Annotated in this window: 16 protein-coding genes; 10 read left to right on the top strand and 6 right to left on the bottom strand. The window is 42.3% G+C overall.

Going from position 1 to position 18,560, the window contains the following annotated elements; translation table 11 throughout:
* Positions 1-36 precede the first annotated feature (36 nt).
* The 5 genes from DCW36_RS07580 to DCW36_RS07560 all read right to left on the bottom strand — a co-directional run bounded on the left by DCW36_RS07580 (position 37) and on the right by DCW36_RS07560 (position 7,601).
* Complete coding sequence (locus tag DCW36_RS07580; RefSeq protein ID WP_114783290.1) at positions 37-3,132, bottom strand: type I restriction endonuclease subunit R; 3,096 nt, start codon at positions 3,130-3,132, stop codon at positions 37-39.
* Positions 3,133-3,212: 80 nt separating this feature from the next.
* Positions 3,213-3,962 carry a restriction endonuclease subunit S gene (locus tag DCW36_RS07575; protein WP_125185471.1) on the bottom strand — a complete coding sequence of 250 codons (750 nt, stop codon included), beginning with the start codon at positions 3,960-3,962 and terminating at the stop codon, positions 3,213-3,215.
* 57 nt (positions 3,963-4,019) lie between these two features.
* A complete protein-coding gene (locus DCW36_RS07570) occupies positions 4,020-4,601 on the bottom strand; it encodes a restriction endonuclease subunit S domain-containing protein (protein WP_125185470.1) in 582 nt (193 codons plus the stop codon).
* A gap of 229 nt (positions 4,602-4,830) precedes the next feature.
* Positions 4,831-5,223: a GxxExxY protein gene (locus DCW36_RS07565; RefSeq protein WP_114783325.1), complete on the bottom strand. Its 393-nt coding sequence runs from the start codon at positions 5,221-5,223 to the stop codon at positions 4,831-4,833.
* A gap of 29 nt (positions 5,224-5,252) precedes the next feature.
* On the bottom strand, positions 5,253-7,601 hold the full coding sequence (locus DCW36_RS07560) for a type I restriction-modification system subunit M (RefSeq protein WP_114783288.1): 2,349 nt from the start codon (positions 7,599-7,601) through the stop codon (positions 5,253-5,255).
* An 819-nt stretch (positions 7,602-8,420) separates the two neighbouring features.
* Here DCW36_RS07560 and DCW36_RS07555 point away from each other — a divergent pair.
* The 10 genes from DCW36_RS07555 (at position 8,421) to hxsC (ending at position 17,716) form a co-directional block, all read left to right on the top strand.
* Positions 8,421-9,656, top strand: coding sequence for a tyrosine-type recombinase/integrase (locus DCW36_RS07555; protein WP_114783287.1), 1,236 nt, complete (start codon positions 8,421-8,423; stop codon positions 9,654-9,656).
* Positions 9,657-10,490 carry a hypothetical protein gene (locus tag DCW36_RS07550; RefSeq protein ID WP_114783286.1) on the top strand — a complete coding sequence of 278 codons (834 nt, stop codon included), beginning with the start codon at positions 9,657-9,659 and terminating at the stop codon, positions 10,488-10,490.
* An 87-nt stretch (positions 10,491-10,577) separates the two neighbouring features.
* The gene (locus DCW36_RS07545; protein WP_114783285.1) at positions 10,578-10,925 is read left to right on the top strand and encodes a helix-turn-helix domain-containing protein; all 348 of its coding nucleotides are present in this window, start codon (positions 10,578-10,580) and stop codon (positions 10,923-10,925) included.
* Positions 10,926-10,936: 11 nt separating this feature from the next.
* The gene (locus DCW36_RS07540; protein ID WP_114783284.1) at positions 10,937-11,659 is read left to right on the top strand and encodes a hypothetical protein; all 723 of its coding nucleotides are present in this window, start codon (positions 10,937-10,939) and stop codon (positions 11,657-11,659) included.
* A gap of 5 nt (positions 11,660-11,664) precedes the next feature.
* Positions 11,665-13,143, top strand: a complete 1,479-nt coding sequence (locus DCW36_RS07535; protein WP_114783283.1) for a DUF3987 domain-containing protein — start codon at positions 11,665-11,667, stop codon at positions 13,141-13,143.
* Positions 13,128-14,072, top strand: coding sequence for a BT4734/BF3469 family protein (locus tag DCW36_RS07530; protein WP_114783282.1), 945 nt, complete (start codon positions 13,128-13,130; stop codon positions 14,070-14,072). The genes DCW36_RS07535 and DCW36_RS07530 overlap by 16 nt, the downstream gene beginning before the upstream one ends.
* Positions 14,073-14,275: 203 nt before the next feature.
* Positions 14,276-14,584, top strand: a complete 309-nt coding sequence (locus DCW36_RS07525; RefSeq protein WP_125185469.1) for a hypothetical protein — start codon at positions 14,276-14,278, stop codon at positions 14,582-14,584.
* Between the two features lie 14 nt (positions 14,585-14,598).
* Positions 14,599-14,988 (top strand): His-Xaa-Ser system protein HxsD, encoded by a 390-nt coding sequence (gene hxsD / locus DCW36_RS07520; protein WP_114783281.1) that lies wholly within the window; start codon positions 14,599-14,601, stop codon positions 14,986-14,988.
* Position 14,989: 1 nt separating this feature from the next.
* Positions 14,990-16,471, top strand: a complete 1,482-nt coding sequence (gene hxsB / locus DCW36_RS07515; protein ID WP_114783280.1) for a His-Xaa-Ser system radical SAM maturase HxsB — start codon at positions 14,990-14,992, stop codon at positions 16,469-16,471.
* Positions 16,472-16,546: 75 nt separating this feature from the next.
* Positions 16,547-17,716: a His-Xaa-Ser system radical SAM maturase HxsC gene (gene hxsC, locus DCW36_RS07510; protein ID WP_114783279.1), complete on the top strand. Its 1,170-nt coding sequence runs from the start codon at positions 16,547-16,549 to the stop codon at positions 17,714-17,716.
* Positions 17,717-18,121: 405 nt separating this feature from the next.
* Here the strand turns inward: hxsC and DCW36_RS22525 are convergent.
* A partial coding sequence (locus DCW36_RS22525; RefSeq protein ID WP_164891060.1) for a hypothetical protein occupies positions 18,122-18,560 on the bottom strand: 439 nt, incomplete at its 5' end.

Here is an 18,560-nt window from a genome sequence, read left to right as displayed (position 1 = left end):
TGTTCTTGTTCCTCTTGTTATACTTTATGTTGCTGGTTACGCCGCCCTGAGCATCCGCTTCAGCGTATCCAGCATCGCTACCTTAAAGGCATCGTCCTTGGAAATAAGCCGGTAGAGGTCCAGTTCGTTTTTACGCTGCTTGGCCATCACCTCGTCGAATATCTTGTTGAAGGCAATTTCTCGGTTCAGCGTGTCCGGGTTCTGTGCATACTTTTCTTTAAAGTCCGGATGGGTCCTCATACTTTGGGCGAGGTTCACAAACTTTACTTTCTGCTCTTCCGGGGTTACCTCCCATCCCTGAAACCAGCGCTCGTTAAACGCCTGTATAATCAGGTCCAGCGGATTCTCTTCTTTATCTCCCCCATGCGCTCCTCTCGGGTTGGCGTTCTGAGGCTCCAGCTCTGACTCGGTTGCATCCAGCCCCAGATTGGCGCTCAGCTTCACTCTTTCCAGTCCGTAAGTAGAAAGGTCAACGGAGTTTAACAGCTCATCCAGGGCATCGTCTGCCGGATTGAGGATGATGAGCTTCGGGATTAAGAACTTCAGGAACCAGAACAGCTTTTCCCACTTCACCATCTCAAACGGCATAATGGAGGCCATTTGCCCGTAAATCTTGACGAACTGCTTTGCCTTGATTTTGAAATCTGCTTTCTGCTTGTCGTCGAGCTCCAGGTCGGAATTGAAACGTTCTTCTGCTACCTGGATAATGGGACTCAGGAACTTGTCGGCATCCAGTTCCTGGAAATACTTTTCGGTGAAGTCCTCCACTTCCGACCACTCATACACACCGGCATCGTCGAGACTGCTCTTGAGTTCGTGCAGTACGTTTACATCGGTGGCTTTGCTGAGGGTGGTAGCGGTGTAGAAGGGGTCGAAGGCTGCTTTAATATCTTCTGTTGAATTAAAGAAGTCCAGCACAAACAGGTCTTCGGTTTTCTTACCCAGTGATGAGGCCGAGCGGTTTAAGCGGGACAGGGCCTGTACGGCCAGCACGCCCTGCAGCTTCTTGTCCACATACATGGCAGTGAGCTTGGGCTGATCGAAGCCGGTGAGGTATTTATTGGCCACCACCAGCATACGGTAATCGTCCATGTTGAAATACCGGGCAATTTTGTCGCTGATGTAGCCGGGATCTGTCGGCTTAGCGGTATCCAGGTGTGGCGGAAAGTTGTTGATGTCGTCTTCGGTGTATTCGATGCCGTCTACTTTTTTCTTACCGGAGAAGGCGATGGCGATGCGGAAGGGATTTCCTTTACTATCCAGTATTTTCTCCAGCGCCCGGAAGTAGCGGATAGCGGATTCGATGCTCTGCGTAGCTACCATGGCTTTGGCTTTGCCTTTCAGCTTTTTGGTGTTTACCACTTTGGTAATGAAGTGGTCGAGCATGATTTCGGCTTTGGTGGCGATGGTTTCCGGGTTGCGCTCTACAAAAGCTTTTAGTTTCTTCTGCGCTTTTACGGTATCGAAGAGCGGGTTGTCTTCGATGGATTTTTCTATTTCGTAGTAGCTCCTGTAGGTGGTGTAGTTGGCCAGCACATCCAGGATAAAACCTTCCTCGATGGCCTGCTTCATGGAGTACAGGTGGAAGGGCTTGTATTTTCCGTCTTCCTGCTTTACCCCGAATTTTTCGAGCGTGTTGTTTTTGGGTGTGGCCGTGAAGGCCAGGTAAGAAGCGTTGCCCCGCATTTTCCGGGAGCGCATGGCGGCCAGTATCTTGTCCTGCGAGTCCGGGTCCTCGTCCTCATCCTCATCGTTGCTGTTGCCCATGGCCCTGTTCATGTTATCGGCGGCGGAACCGCTCTGGCTGCTGTGGGCTTCGTCTATGATGACGGCAAAACGTTTGTCGCTTAGATCGGCTATACCGCCTACTATAAAAGGGAACTTCTGAATAGTGGTGATGATGATGCGCTTGCCGCTTTCCAGGCTTTCTTTCAGCTCCTGAGCGGAATAAGCTGGCGCTACAATGTTCTTCACCTCCGAAAACTCTTTTATATTTTCCCGGAGCTGCTTGTCCAGTAGCCTTCTGTCCGTTACCACGACTACCGAGTCGAACAAGGGGTTCTGTACGCCTTTGCTGCCCGGGGTACTGTCGCTTTCCGGGTAGGTTTCTATGAGCTGATAGGCTGCCCAGGTAATGGAGTTGGACTTGCCCGAACCGGCGGAGTGCTGGATCAGGTAGGTCTGCCCTGCGCCTTTTTTGCTCGCATCGGCGATGAGTTTGCGTACAACATCCAGCTGGTGGTAGCGCGGGAAGTACAGCGTTTTTCGGTTAAGCGGATCGCTGTCTTTGCCGTCGAAGCGGACGAAATGCTGGATGATGTTAGAGACGCTCTGGCGGGTGAGCACCTCGTCCCAGAGGTAAGCGGTTTTGTGCCCGAACGGGATGGGCGGATTGCCCTTACCGTGGTTGTTGCCAAGGTTGAAGGGCAGAAAGAAAGTACCGCCCCCGTTGAGCTTGGTGGTCATGTACACTTCGTCGGTGTCTGCGGCAAAATGCACGATGCAGCGACCGAAGTTCAGCAGCGGCTGCGTGGTATCGCGTTTCCGGTACTGGTCCTGCCCGTGTACCCTGGCGTTCTGCCCCGTCCAGTGGTTTTTAAGCTCGGCGGTGGCAAAGGGTAAACCGTTTACGAAAAGCACCAGGTCTATTTCTTCCAGCGGGTTGCTCAGCGAGTAGCGCACCTGCCGGGTAACGCTGAATTCGTTGCTTTCGAAGTTCTTCCGGACGGTCTCGCCACTGCTGGCCAGTGGCAGCACGTAGAGCATCGTGAAATGCGCATCGTCTACCTCCAGCCCTTTCCGCAGGATACGCAGGATGCCATATTTTTTAATCAAACGGTCCAGGCGCTGCAGAATCTTTAGTTTCCAGTCACTCTGCTTCTTCAGCTTCGCCAGCTCGTCGGCCTGCGTTGTTTCCAGGAAGTGCCAGAAACGGTGTTCGTCTATGGCAAACGCTGCATTGAAATCGCTGGGTAAACCAATGTAATAGCCATTGCCGCCACGATACATTTCCTGCCGTTCTGCTACTGTAGAAAGCAGACTATCCTGCTCCTTCAGTTCTTCCAGGCAGGTGCCGGTCAGGCGCTTTTCGATGGCGGCTTCTAAGGCTTGTTCGTTGGTTAGGCTAGGCATGGTTATTTTTTTTATCTGAACTTTGATTTGTTTGATTTTGTGATTTCATGATTTTTTCATTTCATCATTGAATCTGTAAATCATAGTTGGACCTTTATTTTACCTGTTACCGCACTGTTGATTATGGTCGCTTTATACTCCTTCAGCTTCTCGATTTCTTTTTGTTTGCAAGAGATGGCCGTCACTAATTTTGACGAAGATTCATCAACGTAAGCTGATATTTCTTGCTGCTCAGATATAGGCGGTACGATTAGTGGGAAGTTACCAAGCTTCGTACTGTTGGTTGAAGCAAGATTAGTAGTTTTGTTTGCAGTATTTGTAAAGTATTTTCTGCCATAGTCAGACTCCATCAACATTGAAGCATATTCAGGAGAAACAACTTCTTTGTTTATTCGAACTGCAAAGACGTGGTTTTGGTGTAAACAATTATCAATTTCGCCTTTCCATACCGTACCTCTACCGAGCTTATCCAAATCTCCGCCTTCGGTAACAAGTATGTCGTCTACTCTGACAAAGTACTTTTCAGCTATATGCTTTGGTAGTTTTATCTCAGCCAAATCATCTAGATTAAAGTAACCAGCCTGTACATTTGCAACTCGCAAATAGGGGTAAGTAGGTAAATTTTGGCCTGTATAAGATTTGCCGAGCGTTACACCACTCTGAACAGTTGAAATATATTTCAGTCTAACAACCTCCCAATGCGCCGGTATCTCCCCAATCCATTCTACACCGCTATCTTTCATTTGTTTTGAACTATGATTTTTTTGATTTTTTGATGAGCTATGATTTTCCCTTATAGTATTCATGCCATCAGATAAATCATAGTTCAACCCTTTTGTAACGGCATTGTGGATGAGTACTTGCCTGCGCTCTTTGAGAAGCGCTATCTATTTTTCTTTTATGCCAATGGCTTTGTCTATCTGAGCCGTTTTGCGGTCAAGGAATTGGGCAATTGTGGTTTGTTCTTCTTTTTGGGGAAGCAAAGTTAGCACTTGACCAAAGTCATCAGTATACATTCTCCATCTTGAAGGAACGACACCTCTTGATCTTCTTGCAAATTCATCAAGATAAGTGTCTGTACGATATAGGTAATGAAGAAACTTAGGATCAGCTTTCGAAAGCAATTGGTAAACCCCATATGCAGGACTTACTACACCATTGAGCGGTGATACACCTAACCCTCCTAACCAAGCTAGCATTATGTTTATAACTAAGTCATTTTCCGCTACCTTTTTATATCCTTTGAGCGACTCACTTCGAGAATCAGCTTCACGATTATTCACGCCTAAATATTGAGAAACAGACAGTAAAGATTCTTCTTCTGTTTGAGATAGCTCAATCTTCTCCTTCCACAAGTACTTTGCTTTAATACAATCCCAATGCGCCGGAATCTCCCCCAGCCACGCCACACCTGAATCCTTATAGGCAGGATATTTCGCTACTTGCACTCCTTCTGCTATTGCTTCCATTTCTGAACTATGATTTTATTGATTTTTTGATAAACTATGATTTTCAAATTTTGGGGATCGATAAATTAATGGCTTATTGAATTCCGTTGTCTTCTCATAGTCTTCATGCAATCAATAAAATCATAGTTCAAGAACAGTAATCCTTTTCTCATAATCCTCATACAATCAAAAAAATCATAGTTCAAAACTTTTTTCCTCATAGTCTTCATACAATCAACCAAATCATAGTTCAACCCTTTTTATTAGGCTTCATCACCCTTTTAAACTGCAGCGAAGGACTACCGAAATTAATGAGCAGCCCTATCGGCATTTTGTATGCTTCGAGGTAGTTGATGGCTTGTGCCAGGTGCACGTCTTCCAGTTGGATAACAGCTTTTAGCTCCACCATCACTTTGTCCATCACAAAAAAATCTACCCGGCGCGTACCCACTTCATAACCTTTGTATTGCAGCGGCATTTCTTTTTCCCGTACATGCTCCAGCCCCTGCAGCGTCATTTCAATGGAAAGCGCCCGCTGGTACACTACTTCCTGAAAGCCATTTCCCAGGTGCCGGTGCACTTCCATCGCGCAGCCGATAATTTTCCCCGTCAGTTCACTATCCGGATATTCCTGCTTAATCATAGTATTCCCAAAATCAAAAAAATCATGGTTCAAACCAAGGTTAAAATCTCCCTTATCAGGCCATCGCTTTCGGCTTCCAGCGCCAGAATATCGCTACTTACTTCTTCGATGCTACGCAACGGCTTGTGGCGGTAGAAGTATTTGTTAAAGCTGATTTCGTAGCCTATTTTGGTGGCGTCTAGATTAATCCAGGCTTCCGGCACGTGCGGCTTCACCTCGTCCAGGAAGTAATCGTAGATGTTTTCATTCAGCGGCACGTTCTCCGTATCGCGCAGGTCGCTTTCGGTTTCGTACTCCAGGTACTCGCCTGACTTGCCGGTGGCAAAGTAGCCGTAGTCGGCCAGCTGTTGCTCGGTGCAGCCCTGGTGGTCGAGCAGCCTGACCATTTTCTCGCCCGAAAGTTTTGCTACACCCTTCACCACTCTCTCTGCTGCGGCATCGTACCAGCTTACGGCGTTCAGGATGGCGTTTTTCTCGGAGGCAGACAGTTTCAGTTTCCTGGCTTTCAGGGCGGCCTCTACCTGCTCCCGGAAAAGGTTAAAGTCGCTGTACTCCTCAGAGCCAATGGCCTGCATGAGTTCGGTAGCCGTGTTTAGCAGGTCCAGCTGCTTCTGCCAAGTGGCTTTGTTTACCAGGGCTTTGGCTTGTTTGGCATTCAGGTTAAGTTCCTGCTTTTCGGTCCAGTCCAGGATAGCCTTCTCGTGCCGGGCAAGGTTGGTATAAACTTCCTCACCAAATTCCGCATACGTCCAGGCCATCGGCTCCCGCAGCGATTTATCGAAACGCAGCTCAGCTATGCGCTCGGCGGTGAACTGTGCCTTCAGGCGCTTCGGTCGCTCTATGGTTACTTTGTAGTAGCCGAAGTCGCTGTTGTCGAAAACTTTGGCAGCAATGCCTTCGTCGCCTTCGCGCTCCACGGCCTGCATCTCCTCATATACCTGTACAATCTCCCGGATGTGCTCCGGCGCGAATTCGCAGTTCTTGTTGCCCAGGTTCTTGCGCAGCTTGCGGTAGAGCTGTCCGGCATCGATGAGCTGCACTTTGCCCTGACGGTGCGATGCTTTGCTGTTGCTCAGTATCCAGATGTAGGTGGTAATGCCAGTGTTGTAGAACAGGTTGTTGGGCAGCTGCACAATGGCTTCGAGCCAGTCGTTCTCGATGATGTAGCGGCGGATGTTGCTTTCGCCTCCGCCTGCATCGCCTGTAAACAAGCTGGAGCCGTTGTGTACCGAGGCGATGCGGGAACCCTGCTGGCTCTGGTGGAGCGGCTTCATCTTGTTCACCATCTCCATCAGGAAGAGCAACTGCCCGTCCGAAGAGCGGGGCGTGGCATCGGCATCTTCCTCATTGCCCCAGTAGTCCTTCAGCTTTACCAGGAAGCGCGGGTCGATAATGGACTTGCCGTCTTTGATGTACTTCTGTTCGCTGCTCCACGACTTGCCGTAAGGCGGGTTCGACAGCATGAAGTTAAAGTGCATCCCGGCAAACTCGTCGGTGCTGAGGGTGGAGCCAACCCGTATGTTCTCCGGGTTATTGCCCTTAATCATCATATCCGACTTACAGATGGCATAAGTCTCGTCGTTTATCTCCTTGCCAAACAAATGCACATCGGCAGTAGCGCGTATTTCCCCGTCCTCGTCCTTGATAAAGTTCTGCGACTCGGTGAGCATACCGCCTGAACCGCAGGCCGGGTCGTAAATGGTAATGACCGGCGGCAGGCTGTCCTTTACCGGCTCAAAGATGATGTGGGTCATCAGATCGATTACTTCCCTTGGAGTGAAGTGCTCCCCGGCTTCCTCGTTGTTCTCTTCGTTAAACTTCCGGATCAGCTCCTCAAACACATAGCCCATGCCCAGGTTGCTCAGGGCTGGCAGCTTGCGTCCGTCCGGGTCTGTCTTATCAAAAGGCGTCAGGTTGATGTTGGGCGAGGTGAATTTCTCCAGCACGTTCAGCAGCACATCCTTAGAGGCCATGTGGCGTATCTGGCTCCGGAGCTTAAACTTCTCGATAATTTCCTTCACATTGGTGCTGAATCCATTGAGGTAATCCTCGAAGTTCGCCAGCAGCATCTGCTGGCTGTTGGTAGCCGTATCGTGCAGCCGCTGCAGGGTCCATTCGCTGGTGTTGTAAAAAACATAACCCGATGCTTCCCGGAGTCCGTTCTCGTCCCACTCGGTAAACCCGGCCTCGTCCCGCTGAAAGGCCAGTTCTTCCAGCACGGCTTCTTTGGTAGACTCCAGCAACGCATCCAGTCGGCGCAGCACCACCATCGGCAGGATGACATCGCGGTATTTGCCACGCACATACACGTCGCGCAGGCAATCGTCGGCTATGGACCAGATAAAGGAAACAAGTTTATTATGTACGGTGGTGTTCATGTAAGATATTGATTATTAGTAGGGATAAGTTGATAAACAGGAAACCAGGCGTTATAGCTGTTCCATGTTTGAACTTCATGTATCCAATTACCACTATTCTTGAATATATTACAAGTTTGATTGTAATATAATTATCGGGAGTTAGTTAAATAGTGGTTTGCTTTAGTTTACACGAATGGAATTATCAAAAACACCTATGAAGCAGCAACGACCTCGCAGCGTCTTCAAGACCTGCGAGCGTCTCTCTGCAGTAATATATTAAACTCATATGCCAGGCGCTACCCTTTTTGAATGGAAGCAGGTGTTCAGAGTTTTGGATACTACTATAACAAGACACTCGCAGGTCTTGAAGACGCTGCGAGGTCGTAGCTGATCGCAGATCTACATGACGCTCTAAAAAAGCATCGTTTTGAATTAGTAGCTACCAAATCCGGTAGGACAAGTATTTAATAGTTAGTGGCAACAGCTGAAAGGAAATAGAAACAGCAGGTAAGTTTTTTAGCGACTGAAAAAATTGGCTTCCTGAATTTACAAGCTTCAAACAGGTAGTATGCGGGCAAATGCTACATAAAAAAAGCACTTACTTCGAAAGACGATGTAAGTGCTTGATGTTCAAGTGGGCCCACCTGGAATCGAACCAGGCACCTACTGATTATGAGTCATTTCAAGCGCCTTTTTCTATTTTTAGTTAAAATTATTATTAATGCTTTAAATAGCTAAAATCAGCATTTTTAAGCAATTTTTATTCTGATTGGTTTGTTTTAGTTTCAACATTTACGTTCATTTGTTTCTCAAATTGTTTCTCAAATTAACAAAGAAATGAACGCTACAGCCACCATAGTTTTAGACTCCCGTAGAGCGAAAATTGACAACAGATTTCCCGCCAAATTAAGAATAACCTATAATCGACGTTCTAAATATTATGCAACTATTGTAGACGATGAAGCTGTTGCGCTCACTACTGAAGAATGGAATAAAGTTTTTAGTTCTAAACCACGCTCACCATTCAAGGAGATTGCACAAGGGTTAAAATCTATTGAAAAGAAAGCGGAAAATTTGATTAAAGACTTGCCTATTTTTTCCTTTGCTGAATTCGAGAAGCGTTTTAAGTCAAACCGAAATAAACACGATGTATACAGTGCATTTGAAGCTTATATCAAATCTTTGGAAGAAGAAGGCCGTGTAACTACAGCTCTTAGCTATGGAAATGCCTTAAGCTCCTTATCAAAGTTTAAAAAAGTGCTTCTTTTTGATGAAGTCACTCCTGAGTTTCTACAAAAGTACGAGAACTGGATGTTGAGTAAAGACAAATCATTAACGACAATAGGCTTCTATTTACGAAGTTTAAGAACTATTGTAAATGAAGCTAAAGAAGCAGGTATTATTTCAGCAGAACAGTATCCATTTGGTACCAGGCGTTACACTATTCCAAAAGGAAGGAATGTAAAAAAAGCGCTAAATCTTACTCAAATTGAAAAAATATATAATTACCCTGTTAAAGAGGGTACAACCGAAGAGAAAGCCCGTGACCTTTGGTTCTTTAGCTATTTGTGTAATGGAATGAATATAAAAGATATTTGTCTCTTAAAAGGTAAGAACATCACAAAGGGCAAAGTCTCCTTCTATAGAGCCAAAACCAAAAGAACTACAAGAATAGACCCTAAGCCTATTGAATTCATAATACCGGAAGAAGCACAGAAAATAATTAGGAAGTGGGGTAACAGATTAATTAGACCTGATGATTTTATATTTCCCTTTTTAAACGGATGTAAGGACCCAGTACAGGAGCGGAAAATTATCAATCAGCTTACCAAAAATATCAATACATATATGAAGCGTATGGCAGATGATTTAAAACTAGATATCAATCTTACTACATATGTTGCCCGCCATTCCTTCAGTACTGTTCTTAAGCGAAGCGGCGCTTCAAAAGAATATATTCAGGAGTCTCTCGGCCATCAGGACTCTAAAACAACTGAACACTACCTCGACTCCTTTGAAGATGAAATCAAAAAGCAATTCTCAGATAGCTTGTTAGCATTTAAGAAAAAGTAGATGGACAAAAACACCAAATGGACTCAGGATGATGAGAAATTGTTTGATGAACTTTATAAAGCAGTCATCAAAAAAAAGAATGAGTTTTTTAGACTTCAAAAGAAGAGAATAGAGCTAACGCTAAAGCATACAGTAGGCACCCTTGGAGCTGATGAAGAAATAAAGTATCTGGAAGAAGAGTTAACCAAGGTAAAAGATAGGGTTTTTAAAGGTCCCCAAGCAACGCATGTAATTGAAAAATTAACTAAGGCAAAGTTCAGGGAAATTATCAAGAATTCTAAACTCACAATGCTTGAGCTATACCATGATGTTAATTGGTTAGAAAGGCATATTGAAAGCCTCGCTGGACAATACCTTTCTCCTCATATGTTTGAATACCTAATTAGCAGAATTACCGAAATAAAAAACAGTAGTTCTTCACAAAAAAAACCTCAAAAAAACAATGCTTTAGATATAACTTCAATGGTATGGAGCCAAAGCCAGGCAAAGCTTAAAGTACTGTACAAGTCCCTAATTAAAGAACAAATTATCGCTGAAATTGAGTATTCTACTTTCGCTAAGCATTTTGAAGGTTACCCTACCGAACCGCCAATTAATTTTTTACTTAAAAAAGGCTACGTATTTTATCTACTCGACAAATTAACAAAGTACATCCACTCTGGCTTCTACACAGGCGATAATGACACATCATCTGCAACTACAGTTGGCAAGCACTTTGTTTTTCACGGAAAACGCACTAAGAATTTACATTCCGTTAAATGCAAGGGTATAAACCCGAAAAACAATATAATAAAAAAACGTATAGACAATATAATCAATAGCTTAAGCCATTAAAAAGCAAGGGTAAAAGAAAGGTCTTTCCCGTACCTTTCTTTTACCCCTCCTATCATTGTGGTATAATTAAACTAAAAAATAATCACAATGAACAAAATTATCGTAGCCACCGATGGCCAGCTAAGCGAATTAATCGACTTAGCCTTCAGCAACAATTTACCCCGTATTCTGGAGTTTATACAGAATGCGAAGCCAGACCAGGCAAACCTTCCTGAAATCCTTAATGTGCAGCAAGCGGCCGAAGTGTTAGATTTGGCTCCTTCCACCATCTATGGACTTGTAAACAAGTCAAGGCTTCCGTACTTTAAAAAGGGGCACAAACTTCGATTCAAACGATCCCAACTTTTAGAATGGATAAACTCTGGTGAAAAGAAAACACAGAGTCAGATAGAGCAAAGTGTGAAAATCTCCACGAAAAGACCTTCCAAACTTTAATCATCTGTTTTATGAAGCTAAATTATTTAGAGCAGCAAGTGCAAGAATTGCACGAGAATGGTTATTCCATTCGCGCAATAGCCAATGAAATTGGCATTGACAAAACTAAGGTACAGCGCATTCTAAAAAAGTTGCAGGAAATTAGTGTTACAGATAATAGTGCAGAGCTGGTTACGCAGATTGATAAGGTGTATGATACATGTGATACATTCCCTGGTAAGCTCCCCTATTCATCTGGTGATACAGGCGATACAGATGAAGATATATGGAGTGATACACCTTTTGATATAGGCGAAAGAATCGAAAAAGACCTTCATAGCGCAAATATGACACCTATATCAGTAGCAAAAACCTATACCCTTGCCGAAATAAAGAACATAACTGCACAAGCGTGGCTGTTTATGCTTGAGTACAGCGAATATGTCAACAACATGTCCTCCATTCACATGGGGCAATCCTATGTAAAGGTAAGCGACTATCGGGGCTATTACAAGAAAGCTCAGCGGTTGATACAGTCGGCTAAGTTTATTTCCGACCAGGTTGAAGAGAATCATGAGTATTTACTTGTAACTCAAGTGCTGCAATCGATAAAGTTAACCATTGAGAGAGTCATCTCGGGCAAAGATCATGTTAAAACTTCTTGTGGCCAATATTACCTTGATGACAAGAAGGTGCGGGCATTACAGTTCTGGGATGATGCATTGGAAGCAGATTTCTTTCACCCTTTAATTTGACAGATATGCAAACTGAAATACTAGATAAAAATGCACCTGAAATTGGCAGCGGAAAGAAGAACTATATACCTATTAATGACAAAGAGGGTGATAGTCATCTTATTACCACCGTACACATAAACCCTGGCACTGATTTAAACAATCCTGTTCCGTTCCAGAAATGGAACGGGCAGGAAAAAGAGACCGGCAAGAGGTTTCCGGATGAAGTCTTTCAGAACCTACCTGAACTCTACAGACTATTGTGTAAACAAATAGAGGACCCTAATGAGCGTGACGTGGTTCTGGTAGGGCTACTTGGCGTGGTCAGCGGAGTATTGCCAAACTATTACGGTTACTACGGCGGGAAGAAACTAGGTGCGAACCTTTACACCTACATCCTTGGTCCGTACGGTGAGGGCAAAAGTGGACTGATGCTGGCCCGCAAAATTGCGGGCGCCATCCATCAGGAGAAGGTGGATAGATCAAAGGAGCGAGCTCGGGAGTACAAGCATGAGCTGGCACGCTATAAAAAAGAAGCAAAGATGTTTGAAAGCGGGAAGCTGGAGAATATACCGGAAGAGCCCACGCCGCCACCGCTTGAAAAACACTTTATTCCTGCGAATATCGGGAAATCTGGCATGCTGCAGATCATCAATGGAAGCAACGGACGGGGCACTCTTTTTGAAACAGAGGCAGACACCTTGGTGGAAGCCATCAAACAAGACCATGGTGGCTTTTCGGATGTACTGCGTCAGGCCTTCGGACACGAACCCATCAGCCTTTTCAGGCGCACCAATAATGAAGATTTGGAAATTACTGTTCCTGCCTTGTCAGTGGTACTCTCAAGCACCACTGATCAGCTTCTAAGGCTTATTCCTAGTGCTGAGAATGGCTTATTTAGCCGCTTCATCTTTTACCAGTTTTACGCTACCCCATCCTTCAACAATGTTTTTGACAAGAGAAAGAACGGAAACAGCAAGTATTTCAGCGATATGGGGCTCCACTTCAAGGAGCTGCATGACAGGCTGGATACCCTCACAGACCCGATACTTTTCGAGCTGCAACCACATCAGGAGGCTAAATTCCTAAAATACTTTAAAGAGCAGAAAAACGATTTTTGGGAGTTTGTAAGTATCAATCTGGGCGGTACTGTGAACAGAATGGGTATGATTTGCTTTCGCATTGCTATGCAGTTGAGTATAAGCAGGGCCTATGAGAAGGGGTATCTGCCGCTCGAAGTAATCTGCACGGACCAAGATTTTGAGAACGCGTTGCGGATTATTAAAACGCTGTTCATACATACCATCGATGTGTATGAACAACTTCCAAGCTCTAAAACCCCCATCTTTGATGAAAGCGAAGACAAGGATGTAGTCAGGCTTTCGCAAAAGCGGGAATGTTTTGACCTGTACAACAAAGGGGTTACTAACTTTAGAGAGATTGCCAAGATCGTGTTTGGGTCCCCCACATACTCTTCAACTGTGTACCGATGGATAAAGCAATAGGCAACAGTATCTGTTCCGTTCCAGAAATGGAACGGAACAGAAATAAAAAATCAATACTGGATGTAGATGTAAGTTGCTTTCAGAACTACAATACGCCTTCCAACCCAGTAACGGTAAATCTACTTACCTGGCTCACCTCAAACCAGTACAGGAAAGACGTCGAACAGATTAGGTTGACTGAAAATAAGTCGGATCGAGATAAACTAAAAAGTAGGCTTCCCGCAGTAACTCCAAGTGGAGTGTTCTCTTATAGGGATCAAAAAAGTCTTATCCAACATAGCGGCTTGATCCAGTTTGACATTGACTTGAAAGAAAACAACCATATCAGGAATTTTTTTGAATTAAAACAACAAATTAGTAACATCCCCAATGTTGCCTACTGTGGTCTCTCGGTGTCCGGGCAAGGTTTCTGGGGCCTTATTCCGATTGCCTACACAGATAGACATAGCCAGCACTTCGAATCTATAAGAAAAAGCTTTCTACAGTTTGGAATAGCAATAGATGTAAAACCGAAGAATGTATGTAGTTTAAGGGGCTATAGTTTTGATCCTGAGCCTTACATAAATCATCAAGCTTCTGTGTGTGTCCGTTATGAGTTTCACCGGCAGCCAAAACCTTTCCCTCCCTATAAATTTAAAGCTCATATCCACAGCACTGCATCTGTTAGGACCAAGGTCGAAGCCTGTATTACCGAAATAGAACGCTCAAAAACCGATATAACCTCCTCGTATGCTGCTTGGTTTGAGATTGGATGCAGTTTTGTTGCTGAATTTGGAGAAGACGGACGAAAATACTTTCACCAAGTGAGTCAATTTCACCCGCATTACTCCTACACTAAAACAAATATGCAGTTTAACAACTGCATAAATGGAAGCTACAGCTTTTCAATTGGCACATTTTTCCGCCACTGTAAAACGCATTTCTCTTAAAGTTCTAGCTCAAATCATAAATTGGCACAGGTAAGTTATGGTTTTGGAGAAAGCCACAAAACATGCTTCGTTGAACACTTTAATTGGTTTAAAGTGGCTCTCTAATAAATGTGATATAAAACTGTAAAAAAATAAGCATTTTATTTTGCTAATATCTGTTAGTAACCGTACATTGTTGAACTAATTAAAAGCATATTAAAACTATGGAGAATAACAAAAAAGGCAAAAGACTAGGCTTAGTTGCAAAAACTGCAGCTATATTTGGTGCTGCACTCGCAGCTATAACTGGGATGAGCGCTGAAGCGCCTACAGTTAGTGAATTTGAAAACACGAATTCCAACACAATTTCATTACGGACAACTGGAAAAACTAAACCAATGCCTGTCTTGAAATTAAATTTGGCTACCGGAGATAATCATTTTGTAGCTTCACATAGCTCCCATAGATCTCACAGCTCACACAGTTCTCATAGCTCTCATAGATCACATTACTCATCGTCAAGATTTAGCTAAACTGTATTTCTTTTATGGCTACCAAAAATTTTATCAAAGATGGTGTAATAACTGTCTTTGCAGATACTTCTTTGTATTCTAAGGATGGCATCTTTAAATGTCTCTATTGGTACGGTGATAAATTTCATACATCTGTGGCATTTGCTGACAGTGAAACTTACCGAATTACACTGGAGCCCATTTCCACTATAAATATTAGTAGTGAAGAAGCTGAACTCTATCTTTTGAAGTTAGAACGGGATCTGATTGATTTCAATTTAAGGGATATCGTTACAAAGGAAACAAAAAATATCAGAGACCTTTTAGTGGCTAAAGCATTCTCTAACGGTGAATTTGATGAGGAGCCGGTTGGAACGCTATCAGATCCTGTCGGATTTGATGTAAACGAAATAGAAGTGGCATAAAATGGAAAAAGAAAAGTCAACAAGAAAATTTAAAGGGTTAGAACTTTATGATAGGCAGGTTGAGAAAGATTATTTCTTGTTGCCTTTTCGTTTTCATAGATTAACTCCCGAAAAAGAGATAATTGTTAATGAAGTTGGCGATTATTTAATTCTTCCTAATGGGACCTTTGAAAAAATTGTGAAAAGACAAATTTTCAAGGATTCAGATGAAGAGCTGTATGGTGATCTTCTCTCTAATTTCTTTATATCGGAAGAAAAAGTATCTCCTCTGATAGATGTGTTAGCTACCAGGTATAGGACAAAGAAATCCTTTCTTGACGACTTTACCTCATTGCATATTTTCGTCGTCTCTCTGAGATGTGAGCATACTTGTCATTATTGCCAAGTATCACGAGTAACTCAGGATAAGGGAAAATATGATATGTCTATTGAGCATATCAATAAGGGTATAGATCTTATGATGCGATCCCCTAATTCTCATGTTACAATGGAGTTTCAGGGAGGAGAAGCGCTTCTTGCATTCGAAAATATTGTATATGCAGTTGAAAGGACTAAAGAACTTGCTAAAGTCTTCAACAAAAAAGTAACTTATGTGATTTGCACTAATCTTGCGGTTATTACAGAAGAGATCCTTTTATACTGCAAAGAGAATGATATCTTAATTTCCAGTTCATTAGACGGCCCAGCATTTATTCATAATGAGAATAGAAAGCGGCCTGGTCGTAATAGCTATGAATTAGCGATAAAAGGGATTGAACTGTCAAGAAGCATACTTGGGAAGAGCAGGGTTTCTGCCTTAATGACAACAACAAATCTGTCTCTTGAACATCCTAAAGAAATTGTTGATGAGTATTATCGCTTAGGTTTTAAAAGTATCTTCCTTAGACCTATATCGCCCTATGGTTTTGCAGTAAAAAATGAAAGGAAAAACAAGTACGAAACTGAAAAGTTTATAGCCTTTTATAAGACAGCACTACATCACATTATTGATTATAATCTAAAGGGAGAATTCTTTTCTGAAGATTACGCATCAATAATTTTGAAGAAGATACTTACACCTTTCCCTGTAGGGTATGTAGATCTGAATTCACCAGCTGGCGCTATAAACAATGTAATTGTTTTCAATTATGAAGGTAGTGTTTATGCAACAGATGAAAGCCGCATGCTTGCCGAAATGAATGACTTCTCCTTCAAATTAGGTCATTTAGACACCCATTCCTATGAAGATATTTTCTATGGAGAAAGAGCTGCCTGGATTGCTGAAGCGTCAACAAATGAAAATTTACCAGGCTGTTCTGAATGCGCTTTTCAATCTTACTGTGGTGCCGATCCTGTTCACAATTTGTCAACTCAAGGTGATATCTCTGGTTACAGGCCAACAAGCTCTTTTTGTCAAAAGAACATGGAGATTATCAGGTATCTGATTGAATTGATGGAAAGCGATAAGAGAATTAGAACCGTGTTCGAAAGCTGGATTCAGTAATTTTCTAAAACACATTTTGCATTTCAATTTGAAGTGTCCTATTGAGCGATATCTCATCATTAAGAATCAAAAACTATGCTTTTAAAAACCAAAGGAGTATCTATCAATATTGAGGAAACCTTAGTAGGTAAGGTAACAAGATTACCGGAAAACTTAACTTCTGATTCTTTTTTACTTGTTGATGATGAGATTCAGGCTTACCCAGATAAAGCCCATCTAGGAATACTCAGCAAACAGAATGATATCTATGACCTTGACAATGGTAGTGTTGTTCTTAAGATTCCTACGCTTGAACATTTAACTGAAGGAGATATTGTTTCTGTTGGCGCTGATGGCAATATTCATACCCTTTATAGAGTTGATTCCTATCATAATACTTTATTGGCAACTGAACGGTGCAATAGTAATTGCCTAATGTGTTCGCAGCCACCCAGAGATAAAAATGATGTATCTTTTCTATATGGTATACATAAGAAGCTAATACCTCTAATTCCGAAAGACTGTGTCGAACTCGGGATTTCTGGTGGAGAGCCTACTCTTATGGGAGAGTTATTCTTTGACATGCTCGAAAAAATAAAGCATGAGTTGCCAGATACTGAAATCCATGTATTAACTAATGGAAGGTCCTTTGCCTGGGATCATATGGCGTATAGGCTTAGCCAGGTTGATAACAATAGGCTCATGTTAGGCATACCTGTTTATTCAGACTATTATCAAGTACATGATTATATTGTTCAGGCGAAGGATGCTTTCTACCAAACAATAGCCGGTCTGCACAATCTTGCAAGATATAACCAAAGAATCGAAATCAGGGTTGTATTACATAAATTATCGATTCCTCGTTTAGTTAAATTAGCTAAATACATTTACAAAAATTTACCTTTTGTAGAGCATGTCGCTTTTATGGGATTGGAATATGTTGGATATACTCCCCATAATATAGACAAGCTTTGGATAGATCCTATGGATTATAATAAAGAATTAGGGGAAGCTGTGGAATTCCTGGCTAATAAAGGGCTACATGTTTCAATTTATAATTCTCAGTTGTGTGTGCTTCCAGAGAACCTCTGGCAGTATGCTAGAAAATCCATTTCTGACTGGAAGAACAGCTATATGCCAGAATGCCAAAGCTGTAGTAAATTAGAAGACTGTGGTGGCTTATTCACTTGGAATTTGAAAAAGCATAGTGAACATATTAAGCCTTTTACTACTAATGTATTAGAATTAAGTTCTGGTATTGAGTAGCCTCACAAGCTTTGATAAAAAATTGTTAGTACATTCCATATTATTTACATTTTATTGCTTCACTAGCCCAAAACATTTTACTGTTGCAGCATTACCTGAATAACTTGGTGGTAACAGAGTCAAAACCTACTAACAAGAGTTACTCGATAAAGAGTGTCTTGTGGTGACCATGCTGCCTGTGGTAAGTTCCTGATTATATATCCATGGGACATTCATTAATGAGTTGGGACAACACGAGAATCTAAAGTACTCAAATCCTTCAGCAAATAATGGAATTGGCTGAAAGGAAGGTCAAACATCACATTAACAACTTATAATTGATAAGATCTAATACTAGCTATCTTCACATTGCTTACACGAAACAGTCAATCAAAATTATATAAGTAGTTATATATTTTGGTTGAATCAATTTATTCCCATAATATTATTTATATCAAGAGCTTTCAGAAGGTCTCTGTACATTTTTCCCCTTGAAGTTTTAAGAATATCCTTTCTTTTTTTAGGAACACCTTTTAAAGAAAAAAAAGACTCTATAAAAGTACCTTCATATTCAGTTCCAATATACTTCTTAAAATTGTCATTAAAGTACCTTACAAAAGCCTCTACCTCATCTAATGAGGTAGAATATCTTTCAATGAGCTTAATATCATTTAAAGAAATATCCAGTGGCTTACCTATCTTGATGATATTAATTTTATCAACAGGCTCACCCAATTGAGCTACTGATGATATTTCAAATTTATAAAAATCATCAAATGCTTCATGATAAGGATTTATATGGGTTTCAATTTCGAATGGCTTAAATCCTTTATCAAAGGAGTTACAATCGTGACAGGTAGGTATT

The sequence above is a fragment of the Botryobacter ruber genome (assembly GCF_003347595.2).
Taxonomy (GTDB): domain Bacteria; phylum Bacteroidota; class Bacteroidia; order Cytophagales; family Hymenobacteraceae; genus Pontibacter; species Pontibacter ruber_A.
The sequence above is the reverse complement of the archived record's forward strand: the minus strand, read 5'-3'. Positions and strand labels throughout refer to the sequence as shown.

What these genes read in the sequence shown, in the direction of transcription:
- DCW36_RS07525 (WP_125185469.1), top strand. Translation starts at nt 14,276, where the DNA reads ATGGAGAATAACAAAAAAGGCAAAAGACTAGGCTTAGTTGCAAAAACT.
- DCW36_RS07535 (WP_114783283.1), top strand. Translation starts at nt 11,665, where the DNA reads ATGCAAACTGAAATACTAGATAAAAATGCACCTGAAATTGGCAGCGGA.
- DCW36_RS07540 (WP_114783284.1), top strand. Translation starts at nt 10,937, where the DNA reads ATGAAGCTAAATTATTTAGAGCAGCAAGTGCAAGAATTGCACGAGAAT.
- DCW36_RS07570 (WP_125185470.1), bottom strand. Translation starts at nt 4,601, where the DNA reads ATGGAAGCAATAGCAGAAGGAGTGCAAGTAGCGAAATATCCTGCCTAT.
- DCW36_RS07550 (WP_114783286.1), top strand. Translation starts at nt 9,657, where the DNA reads ATGGACAAAAACACCAAATGGACTCAGGATGATGAGAAATTGTTTGAT.
- DCW36_RS07565 (WP_114783325.1), bottom strand. Translation starts at nt 5,223, where the DNA reads ATGATTAAGCAGGAATATCCGGATAGTGAACTGACGGGGAAAATTATC.
- DCW36_RS07560 (WP_114783288.1), bottom strand. Translation starts at nt 7,601, where the DNA reads ATGAACACCACCGTACATAATAAACTTGTTTCCTTTATCTGGTCCATA.
- DCW36_RS07555 (WP_114783287.1), top strand. Translation starts at nt 8,421, where the DNA reads ATGAACGCTACAGCCACCATAGTTTTAGACTCCCGTAGAGCGAAAATT.
- DCW36_RS07545 (WP_114783285.1), top strand. Translation starts at nt 10,578, where the DNA reads ATGAACAAAATTATCGTAGCCACCGATGGCCAGCTAAGCGAATTAATC.
- DCW36_RS07580 (WP_114783290.1), bottom strand. Translation starts at nt 3,132, where the DNA reads ATGCCTAGCCTAACCAACGAACAAGCCTTAGAAGCCGCCATCGAAAAG.
- hxsD (WP_114783281.1), top strand. Translation starts at nt 14,599, where the DNA reads ATGGCTACCAAAAATTTTATCAAAGATGGTGTAATAACTGTCTTTGCA.
- hxsB (WP_114783280.1), top strand. Translation starts at nt 14,990, where the DNA reads ATGGAAAAAGAAAAGTCAACAAGAAAATTTAAAGGGTTAGAACTTTAT.
- hxsC (WP_114783279.1), top strand. Translation starts at nt 16,547, where the DNA reads ATGCTTTTAAAAACCAAAGGAGTATCTATCAATATTGAGGAAACCTTA.
- DCW36_RS07530 (WP_114783282.1), top strand. Translation starts at nt 13,128, where the DNA reads ATGGATAAAGCAATAGGCAACAGTATCTGTTCCGTTCCAGAAATGGAA.